Origin of the sequence: Anaeromyxobacter sp. SG66 (assembly GCF_022690805.1) — a bacterium.
In the GTDB taxonomy this organism is placed as follows: Bacteria; Myxococcota; Myxococcia; order Myxococcales; family Anaeromyxobacteraceae; genus Anaeromyxobacter; species Anaeromyxobacter soli.
The window spans coordinates 1-22,229 of sequence record NZ_JALCZC010000071.1 but is presented as its reverse complement, the minus strand read 5'-3'; the positions used below and the strand labels follow the sequence as shown (position 1 = coordinate 22,229).

The 22,229-nt window shown below is 73.7% G+C and carries 21 protein-coding genes and 1 tRNA gene; 11 read left to right on the top strand and 11 right to left on the bottom strand.

Annotated elements, in window-relative coordinates; genetic code table 11:
- Positions 1-1,013 (top strand): YafY family protein (locus MNZ39_RS17090; protein ID WP_242340291.1); only part of this gene is annotated, 1,013 nt, incomplete at its 5' end.
- A 120-nt stretch (positions 1,014-1,133) separates the two neighbouring features.
- Complete coding sequence (locus MNZ39_RS17085) at positions 1,134-1,499, top strand: response regulator (RefSeq protein ID WP_242340290.1); 366 nt, start codon at positions 1,134-1,136, stop codon at positions 1,497-1,499.
- Between the two features lie 50 nt (positions 1,500-1,549).
- Here the strand turns inward: MNZ39_RS17085 and MNZ39_RS17080 are convergent, their stop codons facing one another.
- Positions 1,550-2,431, bottom strand: coding sequence for an NAD(P)-dependent oxidoreductase (locus tag MNZ39_RS17080; RefSeq protein ID WP_242340289.1), 882 nt, complete (start codon positions 2,429-2,431; stop codon positions 1,550-1,552).
- Between the two features lie 175 nt (positions 2,432-2,606).
- Between MNZ39_RS17080 and MNZ39_RS17075 the strand changes: the two genes are divergently transcribed.
- Positions 2,607-3,824: an NAD(P)/FAD-dependent oxidoreductase gene (locus tag MNZ39_RS17075; RefSeq protein ID WP_242340288.1), complete on the top strand. Its 1,218-nt coding sequence runs from the start codon at positions 2,607-2,609 to the stop codon at positions 3,822-3,824.
- Here MNZ39_RS17075 and MNZ39_RS17070 read toward each other — a convergent pair.
- From MNZ39_RS17070 to MNZ39_RS17050, 5 genes are all read right to left on the bottom strand, one after another.
- The gene (locus tag MNZ39_RS17070) at positions 3,821-6,475 is read right to left on the bottom strand and encodes an ATP-dependent Clp protease ATP-binding subunit (protein WP_242340287.1); all 2,655 of its coding nucleotides are present in this window, start codon (positions 6,473-6,475) and stop codon (positions 3,821-3,823) included. The two genes, MNZ39_RS17075 and MNZ39_RS17070, sit on opposite strands and share 4 nt — an antisense overlap.
- A 266-nt stretch (positions 6,476-6,741) precedes the next feature.
- Positions 6,742-7,221 carry an arginine repressor gene (locus MNZ39_RS17065; RefSeq protein WP_242340286.1) on the bottom strand — a complete coding sequence of 160 codons (480 nt, stop codon included), beginning with the start codon at positions 7,219-7,221 and terminating at the stop codon, positions 6,742-6,744.
- Entirely contained in the window at positions 7,218-9,317 is a 2,100-nt protein-coding gene (gene argJ / locus MNZ39_RS17060) for a bifunctional glutamate N-acetyltransferase/amino-acid acetyltransferase ArgJ (protein ID WP_242340285.1), read from the bottom strand. The genes MNZ39_RS17065 and argJ overlap by 4 nt, the downstream gene beginning before the upstream one ends.
- A gap of 2 nt (positions 9,318-9,319) precedes the next feature.
- Entirely contained in the window at positions 9,320-10,354 is a 1,035-nt protein-coding gene (argC, locus tag MNZ39_RS17055; protein ID WP_242340284.1) for an N-acetyl-gamma-glutamyl-phosphate reductase, read from the bottom strand.
- 94 nt (positions 10,355-10,448) lie between these two features.
- A tRNA-Leu gene (locus tag MNZ39_RS17050) sits at positions 10,449-10,532 on the bottom strand.
- Positions 10,533-10,654: 122 nt separating this feature from the next.
- On the opposite strand from MNZ39_RS17050, the gene MNZ39_RS17045 reads away from it, so the two are divergent.
- The gene (locus tag MNZ39_RS17045; protein WP_242340283.1) at positions 10,655-11,422 is read left to right on the top strand and encodes a hypothetical protein; all 768 of its coding nucleotides are present in this window, start codon (positions 10,655-10,657) and stop codon (positions 11,420-11,422) included.
- A 54-nt stretch (positions 11,423-11,476) separates the two neighbouring features.
- Here MNZ39_RS17045 and MNZ39_RS17040 read toward each other — a convergent pair whose 3' ends face one another.
- Positions 11,477-12,874, bottom strand: coding sequence for a protein-disulfide reductase DsbD (locus MNZ39_RS17040; RefSeq protein WP_242340282.1), 1,398 nt, complete (start codon positions 12,872-12,874; stop codon positions 11,477-11,479).
- A 153-nt stretch (positions 12,875-13,027) separates the two neighbouring features.
- Here MNZ39_RS17040 and MNZ39_RS17035 point away from each other — a divergent pair, with 153 nt between their 5' ends.
- From MNZ39_RS17035 to iscX, 7 genes are all read left to right on the top strand, one after another.
- Positions 13,028-14,242 carry an IscS subfamily cysteine desulfurase gene (locus MNZ39_RS17035; protein WP_242340281.1) on the top strand — a complete coding sequence of 405 codons (1,215 nt, stop codon included), beginning with the start codon at positions 13,028-13,030 and terminating at the stop codon, positions 14,240-14,242.
- A 13-nt stretch (positions 14,243-14,255) separates the two neighbouring features.
- Positions 14,256-14,717, top strand: coding sequence for a Fe-S cluster assembly scaffold IscU (gene iscU / locus MNZ39_RS17030; RefSeq protein WP_242340280.1), 462 nt, complete (start codon positions 14,256-14,258; stop codon positions 14,715-14,717).
- Between the two features lie 15 nt (positions 14,718-14,732).
- Positions 14,733-15,065: an iron-sulfur cluster assembly accessory protein gene (locus MNZ39_RS17025; protein ID WP_242340279.1), complete on the top strand. Its 333-nt coding sequence runs from the start codon at positions 14,733-14,735 to the stop codon at positions 15,063-15,065.
- Positions 15,066-15,157: 92 nt separating this feature from the next.
- Entirely contained in the window at positions 15,158-15,781 is a 624-nt protein-coding gene (gene hscB / locus MNZ39_RS17020; protein ID WP_242340278.1) for a Fe-S protein assembly co-chaperone HscB, read from the top strand.
- Between the two features lie 8 nt (positions 15,782-15,789).
- Positions 15,790-17,676: a Fe-S protein assembly chaperone HscA gene (gene hscA / locus MNZ39_RS17015; RefSeq protein WP_242340277.1), complete on the top strand. Its 1,887-nt coding sequence runs from the start codon at positions 15,790-15,792 to the stop codon at positions 17,674-17,676.
- Positions 17,677-17,681: 5 nt separating this feature from the next.
- Positions 17,682-17,987, top strand: coding sequence for a 2Fe-2S iron-sulfur cluster-binding protein (locus MNZ39_RS17010; RefSeq protein WP_242340276.1), 306 nt, complete (start codon positions 17,682-17,684; stop codon positions 17,985-17,987).
- Between the two features lie 85 nt (positions 17,988-18,072).
- Positions 18,073-18,270, top strand: coding sequence for a Fe-S cluster assembly protein IscX (gene iscX / locus MNZ39_RS17005; protein WP_242340275.1), 198 nt, complete (start codon positions 18,073-18,075; stop codon positions 18,268-18,270).
- A 53-nt stretch (positions 18,271-18,323) separates the two neighbouring features.
- Here iscX and MNZ39_RS17000 read toward each other — a convergent pair whose 3' ends face one another.
- The 4 genes from MNZ39_RS17000 to MNZ39_RS16985 all read right to left on the bottom strand — a co-directional run.
- Positions 18,324-19,388: a chemotaxis response regulator protein-glutamate methylesterase gene (locus MNZ39_RS17000; protein WP_277956944.1), complete on the bottom strand. Its 1,065-nt coding sequence runs from the start codon at positions 19,386-19,388 to the stop codon at positions 18,324-18,326.
- Positions 19,388-20,299 (bottom strand): protein-glutamate O-methyltransferase CheR, encoded by a 912-nt coding sequence (locus MNZ39_RS16995; protein WP_242340274.1) that lies wholly within the window; start codon positions 20,297-20,299, stop codon positions 19,388-19,390. Before MNZ39_RS16995 ends, MNZ39_RS17000 begins: the two co-directional genes overlap by 1 nt.
- Before the next feature lie 6 nt (positions 20,300-20,305).
- A complete protein-coding gene (locus MNZ39_RS16990; protein ID WP_242340273.1) occupies positions 20,306-20,860 on the bottom strand; it encodes a chemotaxis protein CheW in 555 nt (184 codons plus the stop codon).
- Positions 20,861-20,900: 40 nt separating this feature from the next.
- Positions 20,901-22,229 (bottom strand): chemotaxis protein CheA (locus MNZ39_RS16985; RefSeq protein ID WP_242340272.1); only part of this gene is annotated, 1,329 nt, incomplete at its 5' end.

The following is a 22,229-nucleotide window of genomic DNA, read 5'->3' as shown; positions in this document are numbered from 1 at the left end:
GGTCCGCCGCGCCGAAGCCGGCCCAGGCCCCGGCCCCGAAGGCCGCCGCCCGCAAGGCCGCCGCCGCCGCGCCGCGGCCCGACCCCCGCGACCGGCTCCGGCGCGTCCTGTTCCTCGTGCCGTACGCGGTGCGCCACCCGGGCATCCCGGTGAAGGAGCTCGCGCGCCGCTGCGCCTGCACCGAGCGGGAGCTGCTCGCGGATCTCGACTTCCTCCTCGAGGTCGGCTCGCCGCCGTTCGCGCCCGACGACTTCCTCGACCTGTACGTCGAGGGGGACCGCGTCTACGTCGCGCTGCACCAGAGCTTCTCCCGCCCGCCGCGCTTCACCGAGAGCGAGGCGGCCGCGCTCGCCGCCGCGGCGCAGGGGCTCGGTGGCGAGGGCCGGGAGCGCGCCGTGAAGGCGCTCCGCGAGTCGGTGCCGCGCGACCGCCGCGCGAGCTTCGACGAGCTCGTCGGCCGCATCTACGCCGGCGCGCCGCCCGCGCGCGACTCGGTGCTCGGCCGGCTCCAGCGCGCCATCGCCGAGCGCCGCGCGGTGCGGCTCGCCTACCACTCCGCCTCGCGCGACGCGGAGACCGAGCGCGTCGTCCGCCCCTACACGCTCGCCCAGCGGTTCGGCCACTGGTACCTGTACGGCCACGACTCCGAGCGCGGGAAGGCGCTCGCGTTCCGCCTCGACCGGATCCGGGAGTGCGCCGTCACGGACGAGCGCTTCGATCCGCCGAGCGAGGCGGAGCTCGTGCTCGCGCGGCTCTTCTCGGAGGCGCAGGGAGAGCCCGCGCAGATAAAGCTCGGGCCCCTCGCCGCGGCCTGGGCGCTCGCCCGGCCCGGGGTGCGGCTCGTGAAGCGCACGGAGAAGGGCGGGGCGGTCGTCGAGCTCGCCGGGGCGAGCGACGAGTACGCCACCCGGTACGCGCTCTCCCTCGGCGGCGACGCCGAGGTGATCGCGCCGGCCTCGGCGCGCCGGCACTTCGTGGACGCGGTGCGGCGGACCCTCGCCCGCTACGGGTGAGGAGCGCTCGGGCGCGCACACCCTGGGTTCCCCAGGACCACCTCCCGCCACCCGATAAAACGGGACTTGGCGGCGGCACGCGAACCGCATCCCGGGCCGCCGCAATCTCGCGGAGGTGCCTTGGCCCGGGTCCTGATCGTCGACGACACCGACATCGTCCGGCGTGCGCTGGAGCTCGCCGTGCGGCGGATGGGACACGCCGCCGTGTCCACCTCCAACGCCGCCGAGGCGCTCGCCCTCGCCCGGCTGGAGCCGCCGGATCTGGCCCTCGTGGACTTCCGCATGCCGGGCATGGACGGCGCGGAGCTGTTCCTCGCGCTTCGCGAGGCGCTCGGCGAGCGCTGCCCGAAGATCCTCTTCGTGTCGGCGACCCCCCCGGACGAGGTCGCGCGCGAGGTCGAGCGGATCGGCCGGCCGGTCGGCTACGTGAAGAAGCCGTTCCACCTGGACGATCTGGTGAGGGTGGTCGGCGAGGCCTTGGCCTAGCGCGCCGGAGAAACCGTTTTCGGCCTGCGCCGGGCGCGCGCGTCGCTCCGCTACTTCTTCTCCACCCACTCGAAGAACAGCTGCGCCATCGCCGCGACGTCCTTGTCGCCTCGGCCGCTCTCCGCGGCGGCGGCGAGGAGGCGGCGCACGGTCTCGTTGAGCGGGACCTTCGCGCCGAGGTCGGCGGCGGCCTCCTGCGCGAGCCGCTGATCCTTCTCGGCGAGGGCGATGGAGAACCGCGGCGCGAAGTCCCTGCGCTCCACGAGCTCCCCCTTCATGAGGTAGAGGGGCGAGTGGAACGACGAGGCCTGGAGCACCTCCACGAGCTTGGGGACGGCGATGCCGCCCGCCTGCGCGAGCGCGAGCGCCTCGCCGAAGGCCGTGATCATGGCGCCGCCGATGGCGTTCACGCAGAGCTTGAGGAGCGCCGCCTGGGCGGCCTCGTCGACCTCGAACAGGCGGGCCGACACCGCGTGCAGCGCAGGCCGGGCGCGTTCGCGCGCGATCGCCGGGCCGCCGACCACGAGGACGAGCTGGGCCTGCTCGGCCGCCGTCCGCGATCCCAGCACCGGGCACGCGACGAACCGGGCGCCTCGCGCGCTCACCCGCTCGCCGACCGAGCGCGCCGCCTGGACGCCGGCGGTGCTCATGTCCACGAGCACGTCCCCCTCGCGCAGCGCCGCCAGGACGCCGTCCGGTCCCTCGAGCACCGCGTCGAGCGCGCGCTCGTCCGTGAGGCAGCAGACGACGAGGTCCCGGCCCGTCGCGCACTCGCGCGGCGACCCCGCGAGCTTGCCGCCCTTCGAGACGATGTGGCCGGCCTTCGAGGGAGTCCGGTTCCAGACCGTCAGGTCGTGGCCGGCCTTCCGGAGGTTGTTTGCGATGGGCTCTCCCATGGTCCCGAGCCCCAGGAAACCGATGCGGAGTCGCATGTTGGCCTTGTAACCCGACGCGGCGGACCCGGCCAACGTCACGGAAGCGGCGTGGGCGTCCGCCGCGGGTGCGGCGAACCCGCCTCTGGCGCGGCGCGGCATTCTCTGCGACGCTCCTCCCGCTCGCCGGCCCCGCGCCGGCAGTGTTCACCCGAGGTTAGGGAGCTCCAAGGGCATGGCGACGGCGGACGTCATCGTGGTGGGTGGGGGTGTGAGCGGGCTCGGGCTCGCGTGGAAGGCGGCCCAGGCGGGCCGCAAGGTGCTCGTGCTCGAGCGCGAGGCGCGTGTGGGCGGCTGCCTCCACTCGCACCGGCGGCCGGACGGCTACTGGTTCGAGATGGGCGCGCACACCGCCTACAACAGCTACGGCGCGCTGCTCGACATCGTGGTCGGCACGGGCATGACGGGCAAGGTGAAGGAGCGCGGGCCGGCGCGGGGGCGATTCGGGCTGCTCCGGAACGGCGAGTACCGCTGGCTCACGCCGCCCAAGATCCTGCTCCAGCTGAACTGGCTCGAGGCGGCCGTCCACTTCCCCCTGAACTTCCTGCGCAAGAAGGACGGGGAGACGATCGGGTCGTACTACTCGAAGCTCCTCGGGCCCGGAAACTACGCGCGGCTCTTCTCCCCGTTCTTCGCGGCCGTCCCCTCGCAGAAGGCCGATGGGTTCCCGGTGGAGGGGGCGGGGTCGCTGTTCAAGAAGCGGCCGCGCCGGCCGGAGTTCGTGCGGAGCTTCGGCCTCGAGGGCGGCCTGCAGTCGGTGTGCGACGCGGCGGCCGCCGCGCCGGGGATCACCGTCGAGAAGGGCGTCCGCGCGACCCGGGTCGCCCGCGCCGGCGGAGGCTTCGTCGTGACGGCCGCGGACGGCCGCACCTGGGAGGCGCCGATCGCGGCGGTGGCCGCTCCGGTCGACCAGGCGCCCAGCCTCCTCCGCGACGACTTCCCCGCCCTCGCGGGCGCGATCGAGCGCGTCCGGACGGTGGCCGTCGAGAGCGTGGGCGTCGCGCTGCCGCGCGAGCGGTGCTGGATGCCGGAGTGCGCGTTCCTCGTCCCCGTGGACGACGTGTTCCACTCCTGCGTGACGCGCGACCCGTTCCCGGATCCCCGCTTCCGCGGCTTCGCCTTCCACTTCAAGCCCGGCCTCTCGCGCGACGAGCGGCTCGAGCGGATCTCCGCGGTGCTGCGCGTCCCGGTGGCGGAGCTCCCGGACGTCGTGGAGCAGCGGATCGTCCTGCCGGCTCCCGCGCTCGGCCACCCCGAGATCGTGGCGGAGATCGACCGTGGCCTCGCCGGGCAGCGGCTCGCCGTGACCGGCAACTACTTCGCCGGCCTCGCCATCGAGGACTGCGTGCTCCGCTCCAACGCGGAGTGGGCGCGGGTGGGGAGCTCGCCTTAGGGCGGCGGTCCGGGCGGGCCCGCCGGCTCCGCGGCGGCGGGCGCCCGCGGCGCCGGCTCGAAGCGGAAGGCGCCGTCCGCGAAGTCCACCCGCACGCGCGCGCCCTCCGTCACCTCGCCGCGGAGCATCATCCGCGAGATGGGCGTCTCGAGCTCGCGCTGGATGGCGCGCCGGAGCGGGCGCGCGCCGAAGCGCGGCTCGAACCCGCGCTCGACGAGGCCGTCGATCGCGGCGGGCGTCACCTCGAGCGAGATGCCCTGGCCGTGGAGCTTGCGGCGCGTGACCTCGAGGAGCCGCTCGACGATGCCGCCCATCTGCTCGCGCGTGAGCGGGTGGAACACGACGATCTCGTCGATGCGGTTCAGGAACTCCGGCCGGAACGCGGTCTTCAGCGCCTCCATCGCCTGATCGCGCATGGCGCGCGCCGACTCGTCGTCGCTCCGCAAGAACCCGACGGTCGTGCGGTAGGCGAGCGCGTCGGCGCCGACGTTCGAGGTGAGCACCACGATGGTGTTCTTGAAGCTCACCGTGCGCCCCTTGGCGTCGGTGAGCCGCCCGTCGTCCATGAGCTGGAGGAGCACGTTGAAGACGTCCGGGTGCGCCTTCTCGATCTCGTCGAAGAGCAGGACCGAGTACGGGCGCCGCCGCACGGCCTCGGTGAGCTTGCCCGCCTCCTCGTACCCGACGTAGCCCGGGGGCGCGCCGACGAGCCGGGAGACGGTGTGCCGCTCCTGGAACTCCGACATGTCGAAGCGGATCATCGCCCCCTCGTCGTTGAAGAGGTACTCGGCGAGGGCGCGGGCGGTCTCGGTCTTCCCCACGCCCGTGGGGCCGAGGAAGAGGAACGTCCCGATGGGACGGTTGGGGTCCTTGAGGCCGGTGCGCGCCCGGCGGACCGCCTCGGACACGGCGCGGATCGCCTCCTCCTGGCCCACGACCCGCTTCTCGAGCGCGCGCTCCATCTCGAGCAGCCGCTGCATCTCCTCCATGCGCAGCTTCTCGGCGGGGATCCCGGTCCACTCCGCGACGACGCGCGCGACGTCCTCGGGGCCGACCGACGGCTCCTGCGTGGAGCGCTGCTCGCGCCAGCCCTTGCGCATCCGGTCGAGCTCCGCCTTGAGGCCCTCGAGCTCCTTCTTGAGCTCGGCCGCCTCGGCGTAGCGCTCGGCGGCGACGGCCTGCGCCTTGTCCTTCTCGCGCTGCGCGACGCGCCCCTCGAGCTGCGAGAGCCGGTCCGGGCCGCTCGCGGCGGAGAGCCGCACCATGGCCGCGGCCTCGTCCATGAGGTCGATGGCCTTGTCGGGGAGGAAGCGGTCCGTGACGTACCGGTCCGAGAGGTCCACCGCGGCGTCGAGCGCCGCGTCGGTGATCTTGACGCGGTGGTGGGCCTCGTAGGAGTCGCGGAGGCCGCGGAGGATCTCGAGCGTCTGCGCCGGCGTCGGCTCCGAGACGAGCACCGGCTGGAAGCGGCGCTCGAGCGCGGCGTCCTTCTCGATGTGCTTGCGGTACTCGTCGAGCGTGGTGGCGCCGAGCGCCTGCAGCTCGCCGCGGGCGAGCGCGGGCTTCAGGAGGTTCGACGCGTCCATCGCGCCCTCGGCGCCGCCCGCGCCGACCACGGTGTGGATCTCGTCGATGAAGAGGATGATCTTCCCCTTGAGCTTGCGGACCTCGTCCATGAGGCCGGTGAGCCGCTGCTCGAAGTCGCCCCGGAAGCGCGTGCCGGCGAGCATCCCGCCGAGATCGAGCGCGAGGACGCGCTTGTCGCGCAGCACCTCGGGCACGTCGCCCGCGGAGATGCGCTGGGCGAGCCCCTCGGCGATGGCGGTCTTGCCGACGCCGGGCTCGCCCACCAGCACGGGGTTGTTCTTCGTCTTGCGGGAGAGGATGCGGATGACCCGCTCCACCTCCGCCTCGCGCCCGATCACCGGGTCGAGCTCGCCGGCCCTCGCGAGCGCGGAGAGATCGCGGGAGAAGCGGGCGAGGTTCGGCGGCAGATCGGTGCGGCGCGGCGGCGCCGCCCCGCCCGACGCCTCGGGCGCGCCGCCCTGGAGCCGCGCCTCGAGCGCGCGCGGGTCCACGTCGCGGAGGAACTGCGCCGCGAAGCTCTCGCCGTCGACGACGATGGCCGCGAGGAGGTGCTCGGGGCCGATGAAGTCCTGGCCGCGCTGCGCCGCCTGCATCCGCGCGACCTGCAGGACGCGCTTCATGCCGGACGAGAGCCCCACCTGCTCCGCCTCGATCGGCGCGCCGCGCGGGATCGCCTGCTCGAGCCGCGCCTCGTACTCCTCCACCGCCACGCCGGAGGCGCCGAGCGCCTCGCGCAGCTCGGGGACCTCGTGCAGGAGCGCGAGCAGGAGGAAGTCCACGCCGACCCGCGGCTGGCCCCAGGCGAGCGCCTCCTGGGCCGAGCGCTGCAGCACCCGCTGCGCCATCTCCGACAGGCGCCCGAGCATGCCTTCTCGCCCGCGCAGGCGGGGCCCGAACAGCCCTTCCATCAGGCTCTCCAGGGAGCCGAGCCGGCCCCCGCCCGCCATCGCGCTCGCGCAGTGGTGGCAGAGCCGCACCGCGGCCTCTCCGCCGCCGTTCATCCGCCGGCGCAGCTCGATCGCCGCAGGTCGCACGCCGCAGTTCTCGCAGAGTAGGGTCGCCACGTCGGAATCCCTCCGACGCAAACGTAGGCTCCGCGCGCCCGCGGCGAGGCGGGGAGAATCGGGGGAGCGGGGGGAGGGCCGTGCGCCGCGCGGGCGCGAGCGCCCGACCTTAGACGCGAGTCGCGAACAGGCGAGCGTAGCGAGCCCGCCGGGGCGACGCCGCGGAAGCGGCGAAGCCGCTCGCGGCGGCGCACGGGACCCGGCGAGCAGGGGTGGGGCCCCGACGACGGCGGCCAGCCGTCGGCGGGGCGGGGGCGCAGCCCCCGTTACGCGGTCGCGCCGCCGCCGTTCGAGACGGGTGCGCCGAGCAGCTCGCCGAGCCGGGCGGCGAGGCGCCGCGGCCGGAGCTCCCCGGCCGGCGCGACGAAGATGGTGTCGTCGCCGGCGATGGTGCCGAGCACCTCCGGCAGCTCGGCGAGGTCGATCGCGCGGGCGATCGCGGGGGCGCTGCCGGGGTGGGTGCGGATGACCACGAGCGAGGCGTTCGAGGTCACCTCGGAGACGAGGCCGCGCAGCGTCGCGAGGCCGTCCGAGCCGCCGGCGCCGTCGGGGAGCTCGTAGACGGTGCCCCCCTCCGGGCGCGACACGCGGCGGGCGCCGAGCTGCGCGAGGTCGCGCGACAGCGTCGCCTGCGTCGCCTCGATCCCCCCCGCGCGCAGCGCGTCGAGCAGCTCGTCCTGGGTGCCGATCTGGCGCCCGCGGAGCAGGCGGACGACGGCGTCGCGGCGGCGGCGCTGGCTGTTCATGTGGAGGTCACGAGCGAGCCCACCCCGCGGTCGGTGAAGAGCTCGGCGATGACGGTGTGCGGCTGGCGCCCGTCCAGCACGTGGACGCGCTCCACGCCGCCCGCGAGCGCGGCGAGGATCGACTGGGCCTTCCACTTCATGCCCCCGGTCACGGCGCCGGCCTGCACCCGGCGCGCGAGATCGCGGGTGTCGAGCTGGCGCACGAGCGCGCCGTCCGGGCTGGACTCGAGGATGCCGGGGACGTCGGTGAGGTAGATGAGCTTCTTCGCCCCGAGCGCCACCGCGACCGCGGCGGCGACCTCGTCGGCGTTGATGGACAGGCTGCCGCCCTCGTCGGAGAGGCCGATGGGCGAGATCACCGGGACGTAGCCGCCGTCGAGGAGCATGCGGAGGAACTCCCGGTTCACCTCCACCACCTCGCCGACGTGCCCGAGGTCGCGGCCGGACTCGTGCGTCGCCTTCTTGGCGCGCAGGAGCCGCCCGTCCTTCCCCGACAGGCCGACCGCGCCGGCGTTCCGCGCGTTGAGGAGCGCCACGAGCTCCTGGTTCACCTTGCCGGTGAGGACCATCTCCACGACGGGCAGGCTCTGGGCGTCGGTCACGCGCATGCCGTCCACGAACTCGCTGCGCTCGCCGAGCTTCTCGAGGGTCTTCGTGATCTCGGGCGCGCCGCCGTGGACCACCACCGGCTTCAGGCCCACCTTCTTGAGGAGGGACACGTCCTCGGCGAACGCCTCCTTGAGGCTGTCCTTCACCATCGCCGCGCCGCCGTACTTGATGACGGCGATCTGGCCGGAGAAGGCGGAGATGTACTTGAGCGCCTCGGCGAGGAGCGCCCGCTTGAAGGCAGGGCTGTAGTTCGAGACGCGGTCGTCCTTGGCGATCCCGCCGTCCGGCTTCTGGACGATGAGGGAGGTGTAGTCCGCGTTGATCTTCACGTAGTCGTAGGAGAGATCGCAGCCCCAGGCGGTCGCGCGCGCCTCGCCGTCGGCGAGCTCGACGAGCACGTCGATCCGGCTCTCGCGCATGCGCGTGCGGAGGTTCTCCCGGTCGAACTCGATGGGCGCTCCGCCGCCGAACACCGCGATGCCCTGCAAGGACACGCGCGCCTTGAAGGGATCGATCGGGTAGCCCGCGGCGCCGGCGCGGGCGCCGACGGTCGAGAGGATGCGCCCCCAGTTCGGATCGGCGCCGAAGAGCGCCGCCTTCACGAGCGGCGACGACGCGATCGAGCGGGCGCAGTCGCGGGCCGCCTCGTCGCCGGGCGCCCCCGAGACCACCACCTCGACGAGCTTCGTCGCGCCCTCGCCGTCGGCGGCCATGGCGCGGCCCATCTCGCCGAGGAGGTCGCCGAGCGCGGTCTCGAGCACCGCGAGGTCGGGACCCGGCTCGGAGATGCGGGGGTTCCCGGCGAGCCCGTTCGCGAGCGCGATGACGCAGTCGTTCGTGGACATCTCGCCGTCCACGGTGACCATGTTGAGGGTCTTCTGGACCGCGCGGGAGAGCGCGTCCTGCAGCGCCCTGGGCGTCACGGCGGCGTCGGTCGTGACGAGGCACATCGTCGTGGCGAGCTGCGGCGCGAGCATGCCCGAGCCCTTGCAGATGGCCGACACGACCGCGGTCTTCCCGCCGAGCGTGACCTCGCGCGCCGCCATCTTCGGGCGCGTGTCGGTGGTCATGATCGCCTCGGCGGCGAGGTCGGGGTGATCGCCGAGCTGATCCACGAGGGCGGGCAGGGCGGTCACGATCTTCATCGCCGGGAGCCGCGCGCCGATGACGCCGGTGGAGGCGGTGAGCACCGCGCGCTTCTGCACCCCGAGCGCGTCGGCGACGGCGCTCCGGATCACGGCCACGTCGTCGAGGCCCGCGGGCCCGGTGAGCGCGTTCGCGTTCCCGGAGTTCGCCACGATGGCGCGCATCCCCTCGGCGGGGACGCGCGGGCGCGCGTCCTGGATCGGCGCGGCGGCGGCCTTGTTGATGGTGAAGACGCCGGCCGCGGCGGCGGGGTGATCCGACACCACGAGGGCGAGATCGCGCCGCTGGGGCTTGAGCCCGCAGGCGACGCCGCCGAACCGGAAGCCCTTCGGGATCCTCACGGTCAGCCTCCGAGCAGGTCGAGCCCGGCCGTCTCGGGCCAGCCCATCGCCGCGTTCATCGCCTGCACGGCCTGGCCGGCGGCGCCCTTCACGAGGTTGTCGATGGCGGAGGTGGCGAGCGCGATCCCGGCCCGCGGGTCCACCGCGACGCCGACGTGGGCGCGGTTCGTGTGGAGCACGTCCTTCACCATGACCTTGTCCGCGGCGAGGACCTTCACGAACGGCTCCTCGGCGTACGCGGCGCGGAGCGCGCCCTCGAGGTCGGCCGGACGCGCGCCGCCGGCGAGCCGGAGCGCGACGGAGGAGAGGATCCCGCGGCGGATGGGGACGAGCACCGGGGTGAACGCGATCGGGCCGCAGGCGCCGGCGTGGCGCAGCACCGTCTGCTCGATCTCGGGCACGTGCTGGTGGCGGCCGAGGCGGTAGGCGCGCAGGTCGTCCCCGACCTCGACGAAGCTGTAGTCCTCGCTCGCCTTGCGGCCGGCGCCGGACACGCCGGAGAGGCCGGTGACGACGATCCCGTCCGGCGACACGAGCCCCGACTTCACGAGGGGCGCCACGGCGAGCGCGATGGAGGTCGCGTAGCAGCCCGGGTTCGTGACGAGCCTGGCTCCCGCGAGCCCGGCGCGCGCGAGCTCGGGCAGGCCGTACCGCGCCTCGGCGAGGAGCTCGGGGGCGGGGTGCGGGAACCCGTACCAGGCCGGGTAGGCCGCGGGGTCCGCGAGCCGGAACGCGCCGGAGAGATCCACGACGCGGGCGCCGCGCGCGAGCAGCCTCGGCGTGAGCGCGGCGGACACCTCCGCGGGCGTCGCCAGGAACACGATCTCGCCGTCGGCGCGCTCGGCCTCGGCGAGCGGGCGGTAGCGCAGCGCCGCGAGCTCACCCGAGAGCGGGAGCCGCCCGCCGGCGGGCTCGTCCGCCCAGCGATCGGAGTAGAGCGCCGCGACGCGGACGTGCGCGTGGCGCGCGAGGAGCCGCGTCAGCTCGAGGCCGGTGTAGCCGGAGGCCCCGACCACCGAGACCGGATGGACATGCATGGGTCTGCATATCTATGCAGACGCGCGGGGAAGGTCAAGCGGGGGGGGGCCGGAACGGAAACGGGCCGGCGGGAGCGTGTCCCGCCGGCCCGAGTGCCCAGGAGAGGATTCGAACCTCCACGGTTTTGAGGCCGCCAGACCCTGAATCTGGTGCGTCTACCAGTTCCGCCACCTGGGCTTTGGGGGCCTCCTCATATGCCGTGCGCCGACGGGGTGTCAACCGGGAATCCCCCGGCCGCCCATCCGTTCCGTCCCTGCCGCGCCGCTTCGTCGCTAGAATGCGCGGCCCGGAGGACCCGCATGCTCGCCTCGCTCTTCGCCCTCAACCTCGTGCTCGCGACGGGCTCCGCGCAGGGCGCCCCCCAGGCGCCGCCCGAGGACTGGCCCTACGAGACGCCGCCGGGCCAGGAAGCCCCGGCGCAGGCCGAGCCCGCGCGCCCGGCGACCCCCGCGGCGCCTCGCGCCACCTCCACCCCGACCGGCACTGCGCGGCGTCCCCCCCGCACCCTCTCGCTCCTCTCCGCGGAGCCGCTCGGCGGCGGGTCGGCGACGCTCGCCTGGGCCGGCTGGTCCTCGCTCGGGATCGCCTGGGCGCAGGGGCTCACGCCGCAGGACGACCTCGGCGTGTTCGGGGATCTCGACTGGGCGAAGACCGAGCTGCGCCTCGGCGCCTTCTACCGCCGCCCGCTCGGCACCGCCGGCGGCTTCGACCTCGCCGGCCGCGTGGGCCTCGCCTGGTACGCGAACTTCGGCGGCGAGTGGATCCACGACGAGAACCACAAGGACCGCGGCCTCGAGCTCGCGCCCGCGCTCGTCCTCTCGACGCGCGCCGCCGGCGGGGTCGTCTCGCTCTCCGGCGAGGCGCCCATCACGGTGACCACCCGCTACGACGCCGGCGTGCTCTTCACCCCGCGCGCCGCGGCCTCCTACGAGACCCCGCTCTACGACGAGCTGACGGTCGGCGTCCGCGCCGCGGTCGGCTTCCGCGTCGGCGCCGGCGACGCGCCCCTGCGCGACGGCATGGCGGATCTTCAGTTCCTGGTGCTGGCGGGCTACCAGGTCCTGTAGCGCTCGCGGGCCCGCGGCGGGGCCTCCTCCCCTTCGCGCCAGCGCCGCCGCGCGCTACCAGCGCGCGGCGCAGGCGAGCGCGCCCGCCGTCTTCGGGGCGGCCGGCGCGCGCTCGCAGGCCGCGTCCACGGCGCGCAGCTTGCCCACCATCTCCTGCGCCGGGATCGCGCCGATCACGCGGTCGGGCACCTCGCGGCCGCGCGGGTCGATGAAGACCACGGTCGGCATCCCGACCACCCCGTACTTCTCCGCGAGCGCCTGGAACGCCTCGGACCCGTCCGTCCCGTCGAGCTTCACCGCGACGAAGCGGCTCGCCTCCTCGCGCACGCGCGGGTCGGCCCACGCGGTCTTGTCGAGCTCCTTGCAGGCCGTGCACCACTCGGCCCAGAAGTCGATGATGACCGGGCGACCGGAGGTCTTCGCGAGCGCGATCGCCTCCTCCTCGGAGTGCAGCCACGCGAACGCCGCGGCCGAGCGCGCGCGCTCCCGCGCCCCGGCGGCGCCGGCGGCGTAGACGATCCCACCCACGAGCAGCGCGACCCCGAGCCCCTTCGCGAGCCGCTCGCCGGCGGGCCCGTGGAAGCTCGCGTTCAGCGCGCCGAGGGCGACGCCGGCAGCCGCGAGCGCGGCCGCGACGAACGCCGCCTCGCGGGCGGCGGAGAAGATCGGCTTCACCTGCGGGAAGGCGTCCTTCAGGAAGATGCCGGCCGCGGCGAGGAGCGCGACGCCGAAGACCGACTTCACGGTCTCCATCCAGGCGCCGCTCTTCGGCAGCGAGATCGAGAACGCGCCGATGAGGAAGAAGAGCAGCCCCATGCCGAGCGCGTAGGTGAACATGATGCCGAGCCCGAACGCGACCGAGCCCTTAGCGGCGACGAAGGTGAGCGCCGCCGCGAGCACGGGCCCGGTGCAGGGCGCGGCGATGACGCCGGAGACGAGCCCCATCGCGAACGCGCCGGCGCGGCCCGCGCCGCCGACGCCGGACAGCCGCGCCTGGAGCGACGAGGGGAGCTGCAGCTCGAACGCGCCGAACATCGAGGCGGCCATCGCGGCGAGCACGAGCGCGACGAGCCCGATCACCCACGGGTTCTGCATCACGCTCCCGAACGCCTTGCCGGTGAGCGCCGCGCCCACGCCGAGCGCGGAGTACATCGCGGCGATCCCGAGGACGTACAGCCCGGAGAGCGCCATCGCCTCGGAGCGGGTGCCGGCCTTGCGGGCGCCGAAGATGGAGACGGTGATCGGGATGAGCGGGTACACACAGGGGGTGAGGCTCGTCGCGACGCCCCCCACGAAGGCGACGGCGAACGCGACGATCGAGCCCTCGGCGAGCAGGGTGCCGAGCTGGAGGTCGCTCTGGGACCCGGTCGGGCCCAGGCCGACCAGCTCAGGCAGCCACGCGACCGCCGCGAAGGTCAGCGCTGCGAGGAGGATCCGGGTCGGAAGGCGCATGTGTCCCTTGGGAACGGTAACGAAATTCCGCTGTGTCGCCCGATGCTTGCTTGCGGTGCACGCTTGACCGGGTGGCTGATTTCCTTATACTCGACCCCGCCCGTCGACGTCCGGGCGTTAGCGTTCCCTGAAGCTTAAGAGCCCTCGGGTGCGATGAAGATTCCCATCTACATGGATTATCACGCCACGACCCCGGTCGATCGCCGGGTGCTCGAGGCGATGCTCCCGTACTTCTCCGAGCAGTTCGGAAACGCGGCCTCCAAGAGCCACGTGTTCGGCTGGCACGCCGAGGAGGCGGTCGAGGCAGCGCGCGAGGAGGTGGCGAAGCTCATCGGCGCCTCCGCCAAGGAGATCGTCTGGACGAGCGGCGCGACCGAGTCCGACAACCTCGCGGTGAAGGGCGTCGCGCAGTTCTACCAGTCGAAGGGCAAGCACCTCGTCACCTGCAAGACCGAGCACAAGGCGGTGCTCGACTCGATGCACGCGCTCGAGCGGCAGGGCTTCGAGGTGACCTTCCTCGACGTCGAGAAGGACGGACGGCTCGATCCCGCCCGGCTGAAGGCGGCGCTGCGGAAGGACACGACCCTCGTCTCGATCATGCACGCCAACAACGAGACCGGCGTCCTCCACCCCATCGAGGAGATCGGGCGGATCACGCGCGCGGCGGGCGTGCTCTTCCACTGCGACGCGGTGCAGGGCGTCGGGAAGGTCCCGTTCGACGTGGAGCAGGCGAACGTGGACCTCGCCTCGATCTCCGCGCACAAGATGTACGGGCCGAAGGGCATGGGCGCGCTGTACGTCCGGCGCAAGCCGCGCGTGCGGCTCACGGCGCAGATGGACGGCGGCGGCCACGAGCGCGGGTTCCGCTCCGGCACGCTGAACGTGCCCGGCATCGTGGGGATGGGCAAGGCCGCCGAGCTCGCGCGGCTCGAGGGCGCCGCCGAGGCGGCGCGGGTGCTGGCGCTCCGCGAGCGGCTCCGCAAGGGCCTCCAGGCGGGCCTCGATCTCCTGACCGTGAACGGCAGCCTCGCGCACCGCGTCCCGGGCAACCTGAACGTCAGCTTCGCCTACGTCGAGGGCGAGGCGCTGATGATGGCCATCAAGGACGTGGCCGTGTCGTCCGGGTCGGCCTGCACGAGCGCGTCGCTCGAGCCGTCGTACGTGCTGCGCGCGATGGGCATCTCGGAGGACCTCGCGCACTCCTCGATCCGCTTCGGCCTCGGGAGGTTCACGACCGAGGAGGAGGTGGACCACGTCGTCCGCCTCGTGGTCGCGAAGGTCAAGAAGCTCCGCGAGATGTCGCCGCTCTACGAGATGGTGAAGGACGGGGTCGACCTGTCTCAGATCGAGTGGGCGAACCCCCACTAGCGAAGGAACGAAGATGTCGTACTCGGAAAAGCTCCTCGATCACTACGAGAACCCCCGCAACGTCGGCTCGCTCGACAAGGGCGACCCGGACGTCGGGACCGGGCTCGTCGGCGCCCCGGCCTGCGGGGACGTGATGAAGCTGCAGATCAGGGTGAACGGCGACGGCGTCATCGAGGACGCGAAGTTCAAGACGTTCGGCTGCGGATCGGCGATCGCGTCCTCCTCGCTCGTGACCGAGTGGGTGAAGGGCAAGACCGTCGACGAGGCGCTGACCATCAAGAACACCGACGTGGCGAACGAGCTCAACCTGCCGCCGGTGAAGATCCACTGCTCGGTCCTCGCGGAGGACGCCATCAAGGCGGCCGTCGCCGACTGGCAGAAGAAGCACGGCCTCGACCCGACGGTGAAGGCTGACACGGTCCAGGGCGATCGCGCGGCGCTGCTCGAGCGCGGCGTGCTGAAGTCCGGGATCTGAGGGGAGGCGCGAAGGATGGCGGGGAACATCGACCTGAGCGAGAAGGCGGCGGTGCGGATCCGCGCCCTCTCGGCGGAGAAGGGGACGCCCAACGGCGGCCTTCGCCTGGGCGTGAAGGGGGGCGGCTGCTCGGGCCTCTCCTACGTCATCGACTGGGCCGCCGAGCCCGCCAAGCACGATCAGGTGATCGAGCGGGACGGCGCGCGGCTCTTCGTCGACCCGAAGAGCGCCGTGTTCCTCGCGGGCACGGTGGTGGACTGGCAGCAGACGCTGATGCAGAGCGGCTTCGTGTTCAGAAACCCCAACGTGAAGAGCGCCTGCGGCTGCGGCGAGTCGTTCACGATCTAGTCGATACGTGCTAGTGCGTTCCCGCTCGGCGCCGGGATCTCCCCGGGCGAGCGGGAATGCTCTTTTCGAGAGCATGCGCCACCCGATCTGAGATGCGCCACCCGACCTGCTGGAGCTGCGAGCTGGAGCTGGAGAGCGGGACGCTCTTCTGCCCGCGTTGCCGCAAGATCCAGCCGGTCGCGCGCACCGAGGACTACTTCTCGCTCCTCGGCCTCCCGCGCGAGTTCGCGCTCGACCGGGCCGACCTCGAGCGGCGCTTCCGCGAGCTCTCCCGCGTGCTCCACCCGGATCGGTTCGCGCGCGCCGAACCGCGGGAGCGGCGGCTCTCCCTGGAGCGCGCCACCCGCCTCAACGACGCCTTCCGCTACCTGAAGGACTGGCGGCTCCGCGCCGCCTACCTCCTGAAGCTCGCCGGGACGGACGTGTTCTCCGAGGGGCGGACCTTCACCGACCCCGAGTTCCTGGAGGAGCAGCTGGAGTGGCGGGAGGCGCTCGCCCTCGCGCTCTCCGACGGCGACGGGGAGGCCCTGCGGCGCATCGCGCGCGCGGCGCGCTCCCGGCTCGAAGGGATCGAGGCGGAGGTCGGAGGCATGTTCGAGGACGACCACTGGTTCTCGGAGCTGCCGGTGGAGATCGCGCGGCGCCTCTCCCGCGCGCGGTACTACGACAACATCGTGGCGGACGCCGAACGCGGCGCCGCCGCCGCCGGACCCTGAGGAGCCACATGCCGCGCGCGATCGGGATCGATCTCGGCACGACGAACTCGCTCGTCGCCCACGTGGACGAGCGGAACCGCCCGCAGGTGCTGGAGGTGGACGGCGGGAGCCGGCTCCTCCCCTCGGCGGTGTACTACGACGCGGGCGGCGACCCGGAGGTCGGCGCGGGCGCGAAGCGCCGGGCGCCGGAGCGGCCGCTCGACACCATCCTCTCGGTGAAGCGCTTCATGGGCCGCGGCCCCGGGGACATCCGCCCCGAGGACCGCGGCATCTACCGCTTCGACGAGTCCGGGGCGGTCGTGCGGCTCGTCCTGAACGGCGGCACGCGCGCCGTCACGCCGATCGAGGTCTCCGCCGAGATCCTCCGCGTCCTGAAGCGGGGCGCCGCGGAGGCGCTCGGCGGCGCGCCGGGCGGCTGCGTCATCACCGTCCCCGCCTACTTCGACGACGCGCAGCGCCAGGCGACCAAGGACGCCGGGCGGCTCGCCGGCCTCGACGTGCTCCGGCTCCTCAACGAGCCCACCGCGGCGGCCCTCGCGTACGGGCTCGACAAGCGCTCGCAGGGCATCTTCGCCGTGTACGACCTCGGCGGCGGCACGTTCGACGTGTCGATCCTGCGGCTCGACGCCGGGGTCTTCGAGGTGCTCTCCACCGTGGGCGACACGCACCTCGGCGGCGACGACTTCGACCGGCTCGTGGCGCGGAGGCTCATGGAGGACGGGCTCACGCCCCCGAACGGCGCGCCGTCGCCGGCCGTGCTGCGCGGGGCGGTGGCCGCGGCGCAGAAGATCCGCGAGGAGCTGACCGCGCACGAGGTGGTCGAGGCGGACGTGGAGCTCCCCGAGGGCCACCGCCTGCGGGCGCGGCTCACCCGCGCCGAGCTGGAGGCGCTCATCCAGCCGGTGGTGGATCGCACGACCGGACCGTGCGAGGCGGCGCTGCGCGACGCGAACGTCGCGAAGGTGGACGGGGTGGTCCTCGTCGGCGGCGCGACGCGGACGCCGCTCGTGCGCCGCCACGTGCGGCGGATCTTCGGGCAGGAGCCGCTCACGGACCTCGACCCCGACACGGTGGTCGCGCTCGGCGCCGCGGTGCAGGCCGACGCGCTCGACCGCGGCGGGCGCGAGGACCTGCTCCTGCTCGACGTCATCCCGCTGTCGCTCGGCGTCGAGATGATGGGCGGGGTCGTCGAGAAGATCATCATGCGGAACTCGACCATCCCGGCGAGCGCCACCCAGCAGTTCACGACCTACGCCGACGGCCAGACCGGGATGGTCGTGCACGTCGTGCAGGGCGAGCGCGAGCTCGCCCGCGACTGCCGCTCCCTCGCGCGCTTCACGCTGAAGGGCATCCCCCCCATGCCGGCGGGGATCGCGCGCGTCGAGATCACCTACGCCGTGGACGCGGACGGGATCCTCCAGGTCTCGGCGCGCGAGCTCACGACCGGCATCGAGCAGAAGATCCAGGTGAAGGCGACCTACGGCCTCACGGAGGAGGAGGTCGAGCAGATGCTCGTCGAGAGCATCGAGCACGCCGAGGAGGACGTGACCCAGCGCTTCCTCGTCGAGTGGCGCGTGGAGGGCGACCGGATCCTCGGCTCGCTCGAGTCCGCCTTCGAGCTCGACGGCGGGCTGCTCACCGACGCCGAGCGGGCGCCGATCGAGGAGCGCATGCGCGGGCTGCGGGACGCCATGGCCGGCCCGGACTACCTCGCGATCAAGGCGTGGATCGAGTCGGTGGACGCCGCCTCGAAGGCGTTCGCCGAGCGGCGGATGGACAAGCACATCCGCCAGGCGATGGCCGGCCACCGCGTGCAGGAGTTCGCCGAGAGCATCGTCGAGCACCCGCGCGCGACCGGCTCCAAGGACGGCGATCTCGAGGACGAGGGGGCGTAGCGCGCATGCCGAAGGTCACCTTCCTGCCCGAGGGAAAGAGCGCGGAGGTCCGCCGCGGCTCGTCGATCCTGGAGGCCGCCGAGCAGGCCGGGGTCGAGCTCCCCCACAACTGCGGCGGCGTCGCGGCCTGCACCACCTGCCACGTCTGGATCGAGGCGGGGCTCGACTCGCTCTCCGAGATCGAGGATCGCGAGGACGACAAGCTGAACGAGGCCGCCGGGCTCCAGCCGAGCTCGCGGCTCGGCTGCCAGGCCTGCGTCTCGGACGAGGACGTGGTCGTGCGGATCCCCGGGAACCGGATCGCCTCCTGACGGACCCGTTCTCCACACGAACGCTCGGCGAGCGAAGCGAGCCCGCCGGCCGGGGGCGCAGTCCCCGTCAGAACAGGAGTCACCGATGAGATGGACCGACGTGCGCGACATCGCCATCGCCCTCGCCGAGACGCACCCCGGCGTGGCGCCGCTCTCCGTCCGCTTCACCGACCTGCACCGCTGGGTGCGCGAGCTCCCCGGCTTCGCGGACGATCCGGAGAAGTCGAACGAGAAGGTCCTCGAGGCCATCCAGATGGCCTGGCTCGACGAGGTCGAGGACTGACGGACCCTCGCCGGTCGTGAGGCGCGGACCGGCGAGCAAAGCGAGCCCGGCCCTCAGCCGCGCCGCGGCGGCGCCCGCCACCACTCCAGCAGGGCGGGCGCGATGCGCGGGAGCGGGAGGACCTGCTCGACCGCGCCTCGCGCGATCGCCTCCTTCGGCATGCCGAACACCACGCAGCTCGCCTCGTCCTGCGCGAAGGTGCGCGCGCCGGCGGCGCGGAGCTCGGCGAGGCCCTCCGCGCCGTCGTCGCCCATGCCGGTGAGGATCACGCCGGCCGCATTCCCGCCCGCCGCCTGGGCCGCGGAGCGGAACAGGACGTTCACGCTCGGCCGGTGCAGCGACACGGGGGGACCGTCGAGGACGTGGACGACGTACTGCGCGCCCGAACGCCGGAGCGCCAGGTGCCGGTTGCCGGGGGCGACGAGCGCCCGGCCCGGACCGAGCCGGTCGCCGTGCGCGGCCTCCTTCACCTCCACGCGGCAGCTCCGATCGAGGCGCGCCGCGAACTGCGCGGTGAACACCTCGGGCATGTGCTGGACGATGGCGATGCCCGGGGCGTCCGCGGGCAGCGCCTCGAGGATCTGGCGGAGCGCCTCGGTCCCGCCGGTGGACGCGCCGATGACCACGACGCGCTCGGCCGCGCCGCGGGCCGCCGGGCGGGCCGGGAGCACCGCGTCGGCGGAGAGCTTGATCCCCGGGCGCGAGCCGGCCGTCCGGCGGGGGACGCGCGCGAGCACGGCGGCGCGGACGACCTGCACGAGGCGCACGGCCGAGTCCTCGAGGAACCCCTTCACCCCCAGGCGCGGCTTCGCCACGAGGTCGACCGCGCCCTCCTCCAGCGCGCGCAGCGCGATCTCGGTGCCCGGGCCGGCGAGGCCGGAGCAGACCACCACCGGGACGGGATCCTCGGCCATCACCTTGCGCAGGAAGGTGAGCCCGTCCATCCGCGGCATCTCGATGTCGAGGACGATCGCGTCCGGGCGCTCCCGGCGCATCTTCTCCATGGCGATGAGCGGGTCGTGCGCCGTGGCGACCGTGAGCCCCGCGCGGCCGAGGATCTGCGTGAGCGCCAGCCGCACCACGGCGGAGTCGTCGACCACGAGGACGCGGGCGGGCATCAGGCGCTCCGCGCCGGAGGCGGCAGCGTGTACACGGTGGGCATGGCGGCCCGCGCGCGGGTGGTGAGCCCGCCGAGGCTCTCCGCGTGCCCGAGGAAGAGGTGCCCGCCCGGCTCGAGCCGGTCGATGAGCCGCTCGACCACGCGCTCCTTCGCCTTGCGCTCGAAGTAGATGAGGACGTTCCGGCAGAACACGAGGTCGAAGCGCGCGTCGGGCCAGGCGTCGCCGTTCAGGTTCACCCGGTCGAAGCGCACCCGCGCGCGGATCTCGGGCCCCGCCTTCATGAGCCCCTCCTGGCTGCCGACCCCGCGGAGCATGTAGGCCTTGAGGTAGGCCTCGGGGATCTCGCTCGCCTTGTCGATCGGCCACACCGCGGCGCGGGCGCGGTCGAGGATCCGGGTGGAGAGGTCGGTCGCGAGGATCTCGAGCTCCCAGCCGGAGGGGAACGCGTCGAGGAGCGACATCGCGAGCGAGTAGGGCTCCTCGCCGCTCGAGCACGCCGCGCTCCACACCCGGATCCGCCGCGCGCGCCGGCCCGCCTCGGCCTCCTCGCGCAGCGCGGGGAACACCTGTTCTCGCAGGAACTCGAAGTGGCGGGGCTCGCGGAAGAAGTGCGTCTCGTTCGTGCAGATCGCGTCGAGCATCCGCACCTTCTCGGCCGCGTCCCCGCGGACGCGCTCGTAGTAGGCGTGGTAGCTCGTGAGGCCGAGCTCCCGCAGCCGCCGGGCGAGCCGGCCCACGAGGAGGGCCTTCTTCACCGGCGCGAGCCAGATCCCGGCCTCGGCGTGGATGAGGCGCTGGAAGAGCTCGAACTCGCCGTCCGTCACGGCGCTCACGGCCGGCGCCACGACGGCGGGGACGCTCCCCGCGCCGGCCGCCTGTCGCGCCCGCCGCTCCGCGTGCACCGTCACGCGGGCCTACGCGGCCTCGACCGCGTCGCCGGCCGGAGCCTCCGGAGCGGCCTCGAGCGCGTCCTCGAGCGCGCCGGTGGCGGCGTCGCGCGCGAACTCCTTCTCGTCGGCCGAGATGACGCGGTCGAGGTCGAGCAGCAGCACGAAGCGCTTGCCGACCTTCCCCATGCCCAGGAGGAAGTCGACCTTCACCGCCGTGCCGAAGGGCGGGGCCGGCTCGACGTCCGCGGGCCCGAGCTCGATGACCTCCTGCACCGCGTCCGCCATGACGCCCACGACCGTGTCCTGGCCGTCGAGCCGCGCCTCGACGATGAGGATGCAGGTGAGGCGGGAGACCTCCGTCTCCGGCAGCCCGAACTTGGCGGCGAGATCGACGACCGCGACGACCTGGCCGCGCAGGTTGATGACGCCGCGCACGGAGCGCGGGGTGGACGGCACGCGCGTGACCGTCTCGTACTGGAGGATCTCCTTCACCTTGAGGATGCCGACGCCGTACTCGCCGCCCGCGAGGGAGAAGGAGAGGTACTGCGCGCGATCGTCCGCTTCCGTCGCCTGTGTCATATCGGGCTCCCAGTCATGACGAGGTTGCGCCCCCGTCCTTTCACGCCGCATTCGCCTCTGCCGTGGCCGCGCGCCGCAGGGTCTCCCGCAGGAGCCCGCCGACGTCGAGGATGAGCGCCACCCGGCCGTTGCCGAGGATGGACGAGCCCGAGATGCCGGGCACTCCGCCGAACATCCGGCCGAGCGGCTTCACCACCGTGGAGGACTCACCGTGCAGCGCGTCCACGGTGACGCCGGCCGTGTGCGCCCCATGCCGGACCACCACCACGTTCTCGCGCCCGGGGCGCGCGCCGCCGAGGCCGAAGTGGTCCCGCAGGCGCAGGTACGGCAGCGGGGCGCCCCGCACGTTCAGGATCCCGCAGGGCGCGGACGCCGCGCACTCCTCCGCGGGCAGCTCGAGGCACTCCACGACCGCGTCGAGCGGCAGGATGAAGGTCTCCGCGGCGACGCCCACCTTGAAGCCCTGGATGATGGCGAGCGTGAGCGGGACACGGATCGTGATCTCCGTGCCAGCGCCCGGGACGCTCCGGATCGCGACCGAGCCTCGCAGCGCCTCGACGTTCCTGCGCACGACGTCCATGCCGACCCCGCGGCCCGAGAGCTCGGTGACCGCGTCGGCGGTGGAGAAGCCCGGCTCGAACACGAGCCGTCCCGCCTCCTCGTCCGTGACGCGCGCCGCGTCCGGCGCGAGCCCCTGCGCGACCGCCCGCGCCGCGATGCGCGCGCGGTCGAGGCCGGCCCCGTCGTCCGAGACCTGGATCACCATGCTCCCCGCCTCGTGGAAGGCGCGCAGCACCACGGTCCCGATGGGAGCCTTGCCGCGCGCGCGCCGGACGTCGGGCGGCTCGATGCCGTGGTCGAGGGCGTTGCGGACCATGTGCGTGAGCGGGTCGCGGATGTGCTCGATGACCGCGGTGTCCACCTCGACGTCCTCACCCTCGACGACGAGGCGCGCGCGCTTCCCGAGGGCGGCGGCGGCGTCGCGGACGGTCCGGGCGTGCGGGTGGAAGGTCGGGCCGATCGGCACCATCCGGGCCTTCGTGATGAGCTCCTGGAGGTCCTGGTACAGCCGGTCCGCCTCGCGGTGCGCCTCGAGGAGCTGCTCGGCCCCGGCGCCGGCGCGCTGCTCGAGGAGATCCGTGAGCCTGCCGCGGGCGATGGCGATCTCGCCCGACAGGTCGAGCATGCGGTCGAGCTTCGTCACGTCCACGCGCAGCGTGCGCGCGCTCGCGTGGGCGGGCCCGGCGGGCTCGTAGGCGTCGCCGGGGCCGGCGTGGCCTCCGGCGGGCGAGGAGGACGCCCCGGGCTCGCCCGCGCCGGGGGCGGACCCGGCGGCCTGCGCGGCGGCGGCGAGTCGGCGCCGGAACGC

Bases quoted from the DNA above. Each gene is read 5' to 3' on its own strand.
- MNZ39_RS17045 (WP_242340283.1), top strand. From the start codon at position 10,655: ATGCTCGCCTCGCTCTTCGCCCTCAACCTCGTGCTCGCGACGGGCTCC.
- MNZ39_RS17075 (WP_242340288.1), top strand. From the start codon at position 2,607: ATGGCGACGGCGGACGTCATCGTGGTGGGTGGGGGTGTGAGCGGGCTC.
- hscA (WP_242340277.1), top strand. From the start codon at position 15,790: ATGCCGCGCGCGATCGGGATCGATCTCGGCACGACGAACTCGCTCGTC.
- iscX (WP_242340275.1), top strand. From the start codon at position 18,073: ATGAGATGGACCGACGTGCGCGACATCGCCATCGCCCTCGCCGAGACG.
- MNZ39_RS17035 (WP_242340281.1), top strand. From the start codon at position 13,028: ATGAAGATTCCCATCTACATGGATTATCACGCCACGACCCCGGTCGAT.
- MNZ39_RS17025 (WP_242340279.1), top strand. From the start codon at position 14,733: ATGGCGGGGAACATCGACCTGAGCGAGAAGGCGGCGGTGCGGATCCGC.
- MNZ39_RS17000 (WP_277956944.1), bottom strand. From the start codon at position 19,388: ATGCCCGCCCGCGTCCTCGTGGTCGACGACTCCGCCGTGGTGCGGCTG.
- MNZ39_RS17065 (WP_242340286.1), bottom strand. From the start codon at position 7,221: ATGAACAGCCAGCGCCGCCGCCGCGACGCCGTCGTCCGCCTGCTCCGC.
- argC (WP_242340284.1), bottom strand. From the start codon at position 10,354: ATGCATGTCCATCCGGTCTCGGTGGTCGGGGCCTCCGGCTACACCGGC.
- MNZ39_RS17010 (WP_242340276.1), top strand. From the start codon at position 17,682: ATGCCGAAGGTCACCTTCCTGCCCGAGGGAAAGAGCGCGGAGGTCCGC.
- hscB (WP_242340278.1), top strand. From the start codon at position 15,158: ATGCGCCACCCGACCTGCTGGAGCTGCGAGCTGGAGCTGGAGAGCGGG.
- MNZ39_RS16990 (WP_242340273.1), bottom strand. From the start codon at position 20,860: ATGACACAGGCGACGGAAGCGGACGATCGCGCGCAGTACCTCTCCTTC.
- iscU (WP_242340280.1), top strand. From the start codon at position 14,256: ATGTCGTACTCGGAAAAGCTCCTCGATCACTACGAGAACCCCCGCAAC.
- MNZ39_RS17040 (WP_242340282.1), bottom strand. From the start codon at position 12,874: ATGCGCCTTCCGACCCGGATCCTCCTCGCAGCGCTGACCTTCGCGGCG.
- MNZ39_RS17080 (WP_242340289.1), bottom strand. From the start codon at position 2,431: ATGCGACTCCGCATCGGTTTCCTGGGGCTCGGGACCATGGGAGAGCCC.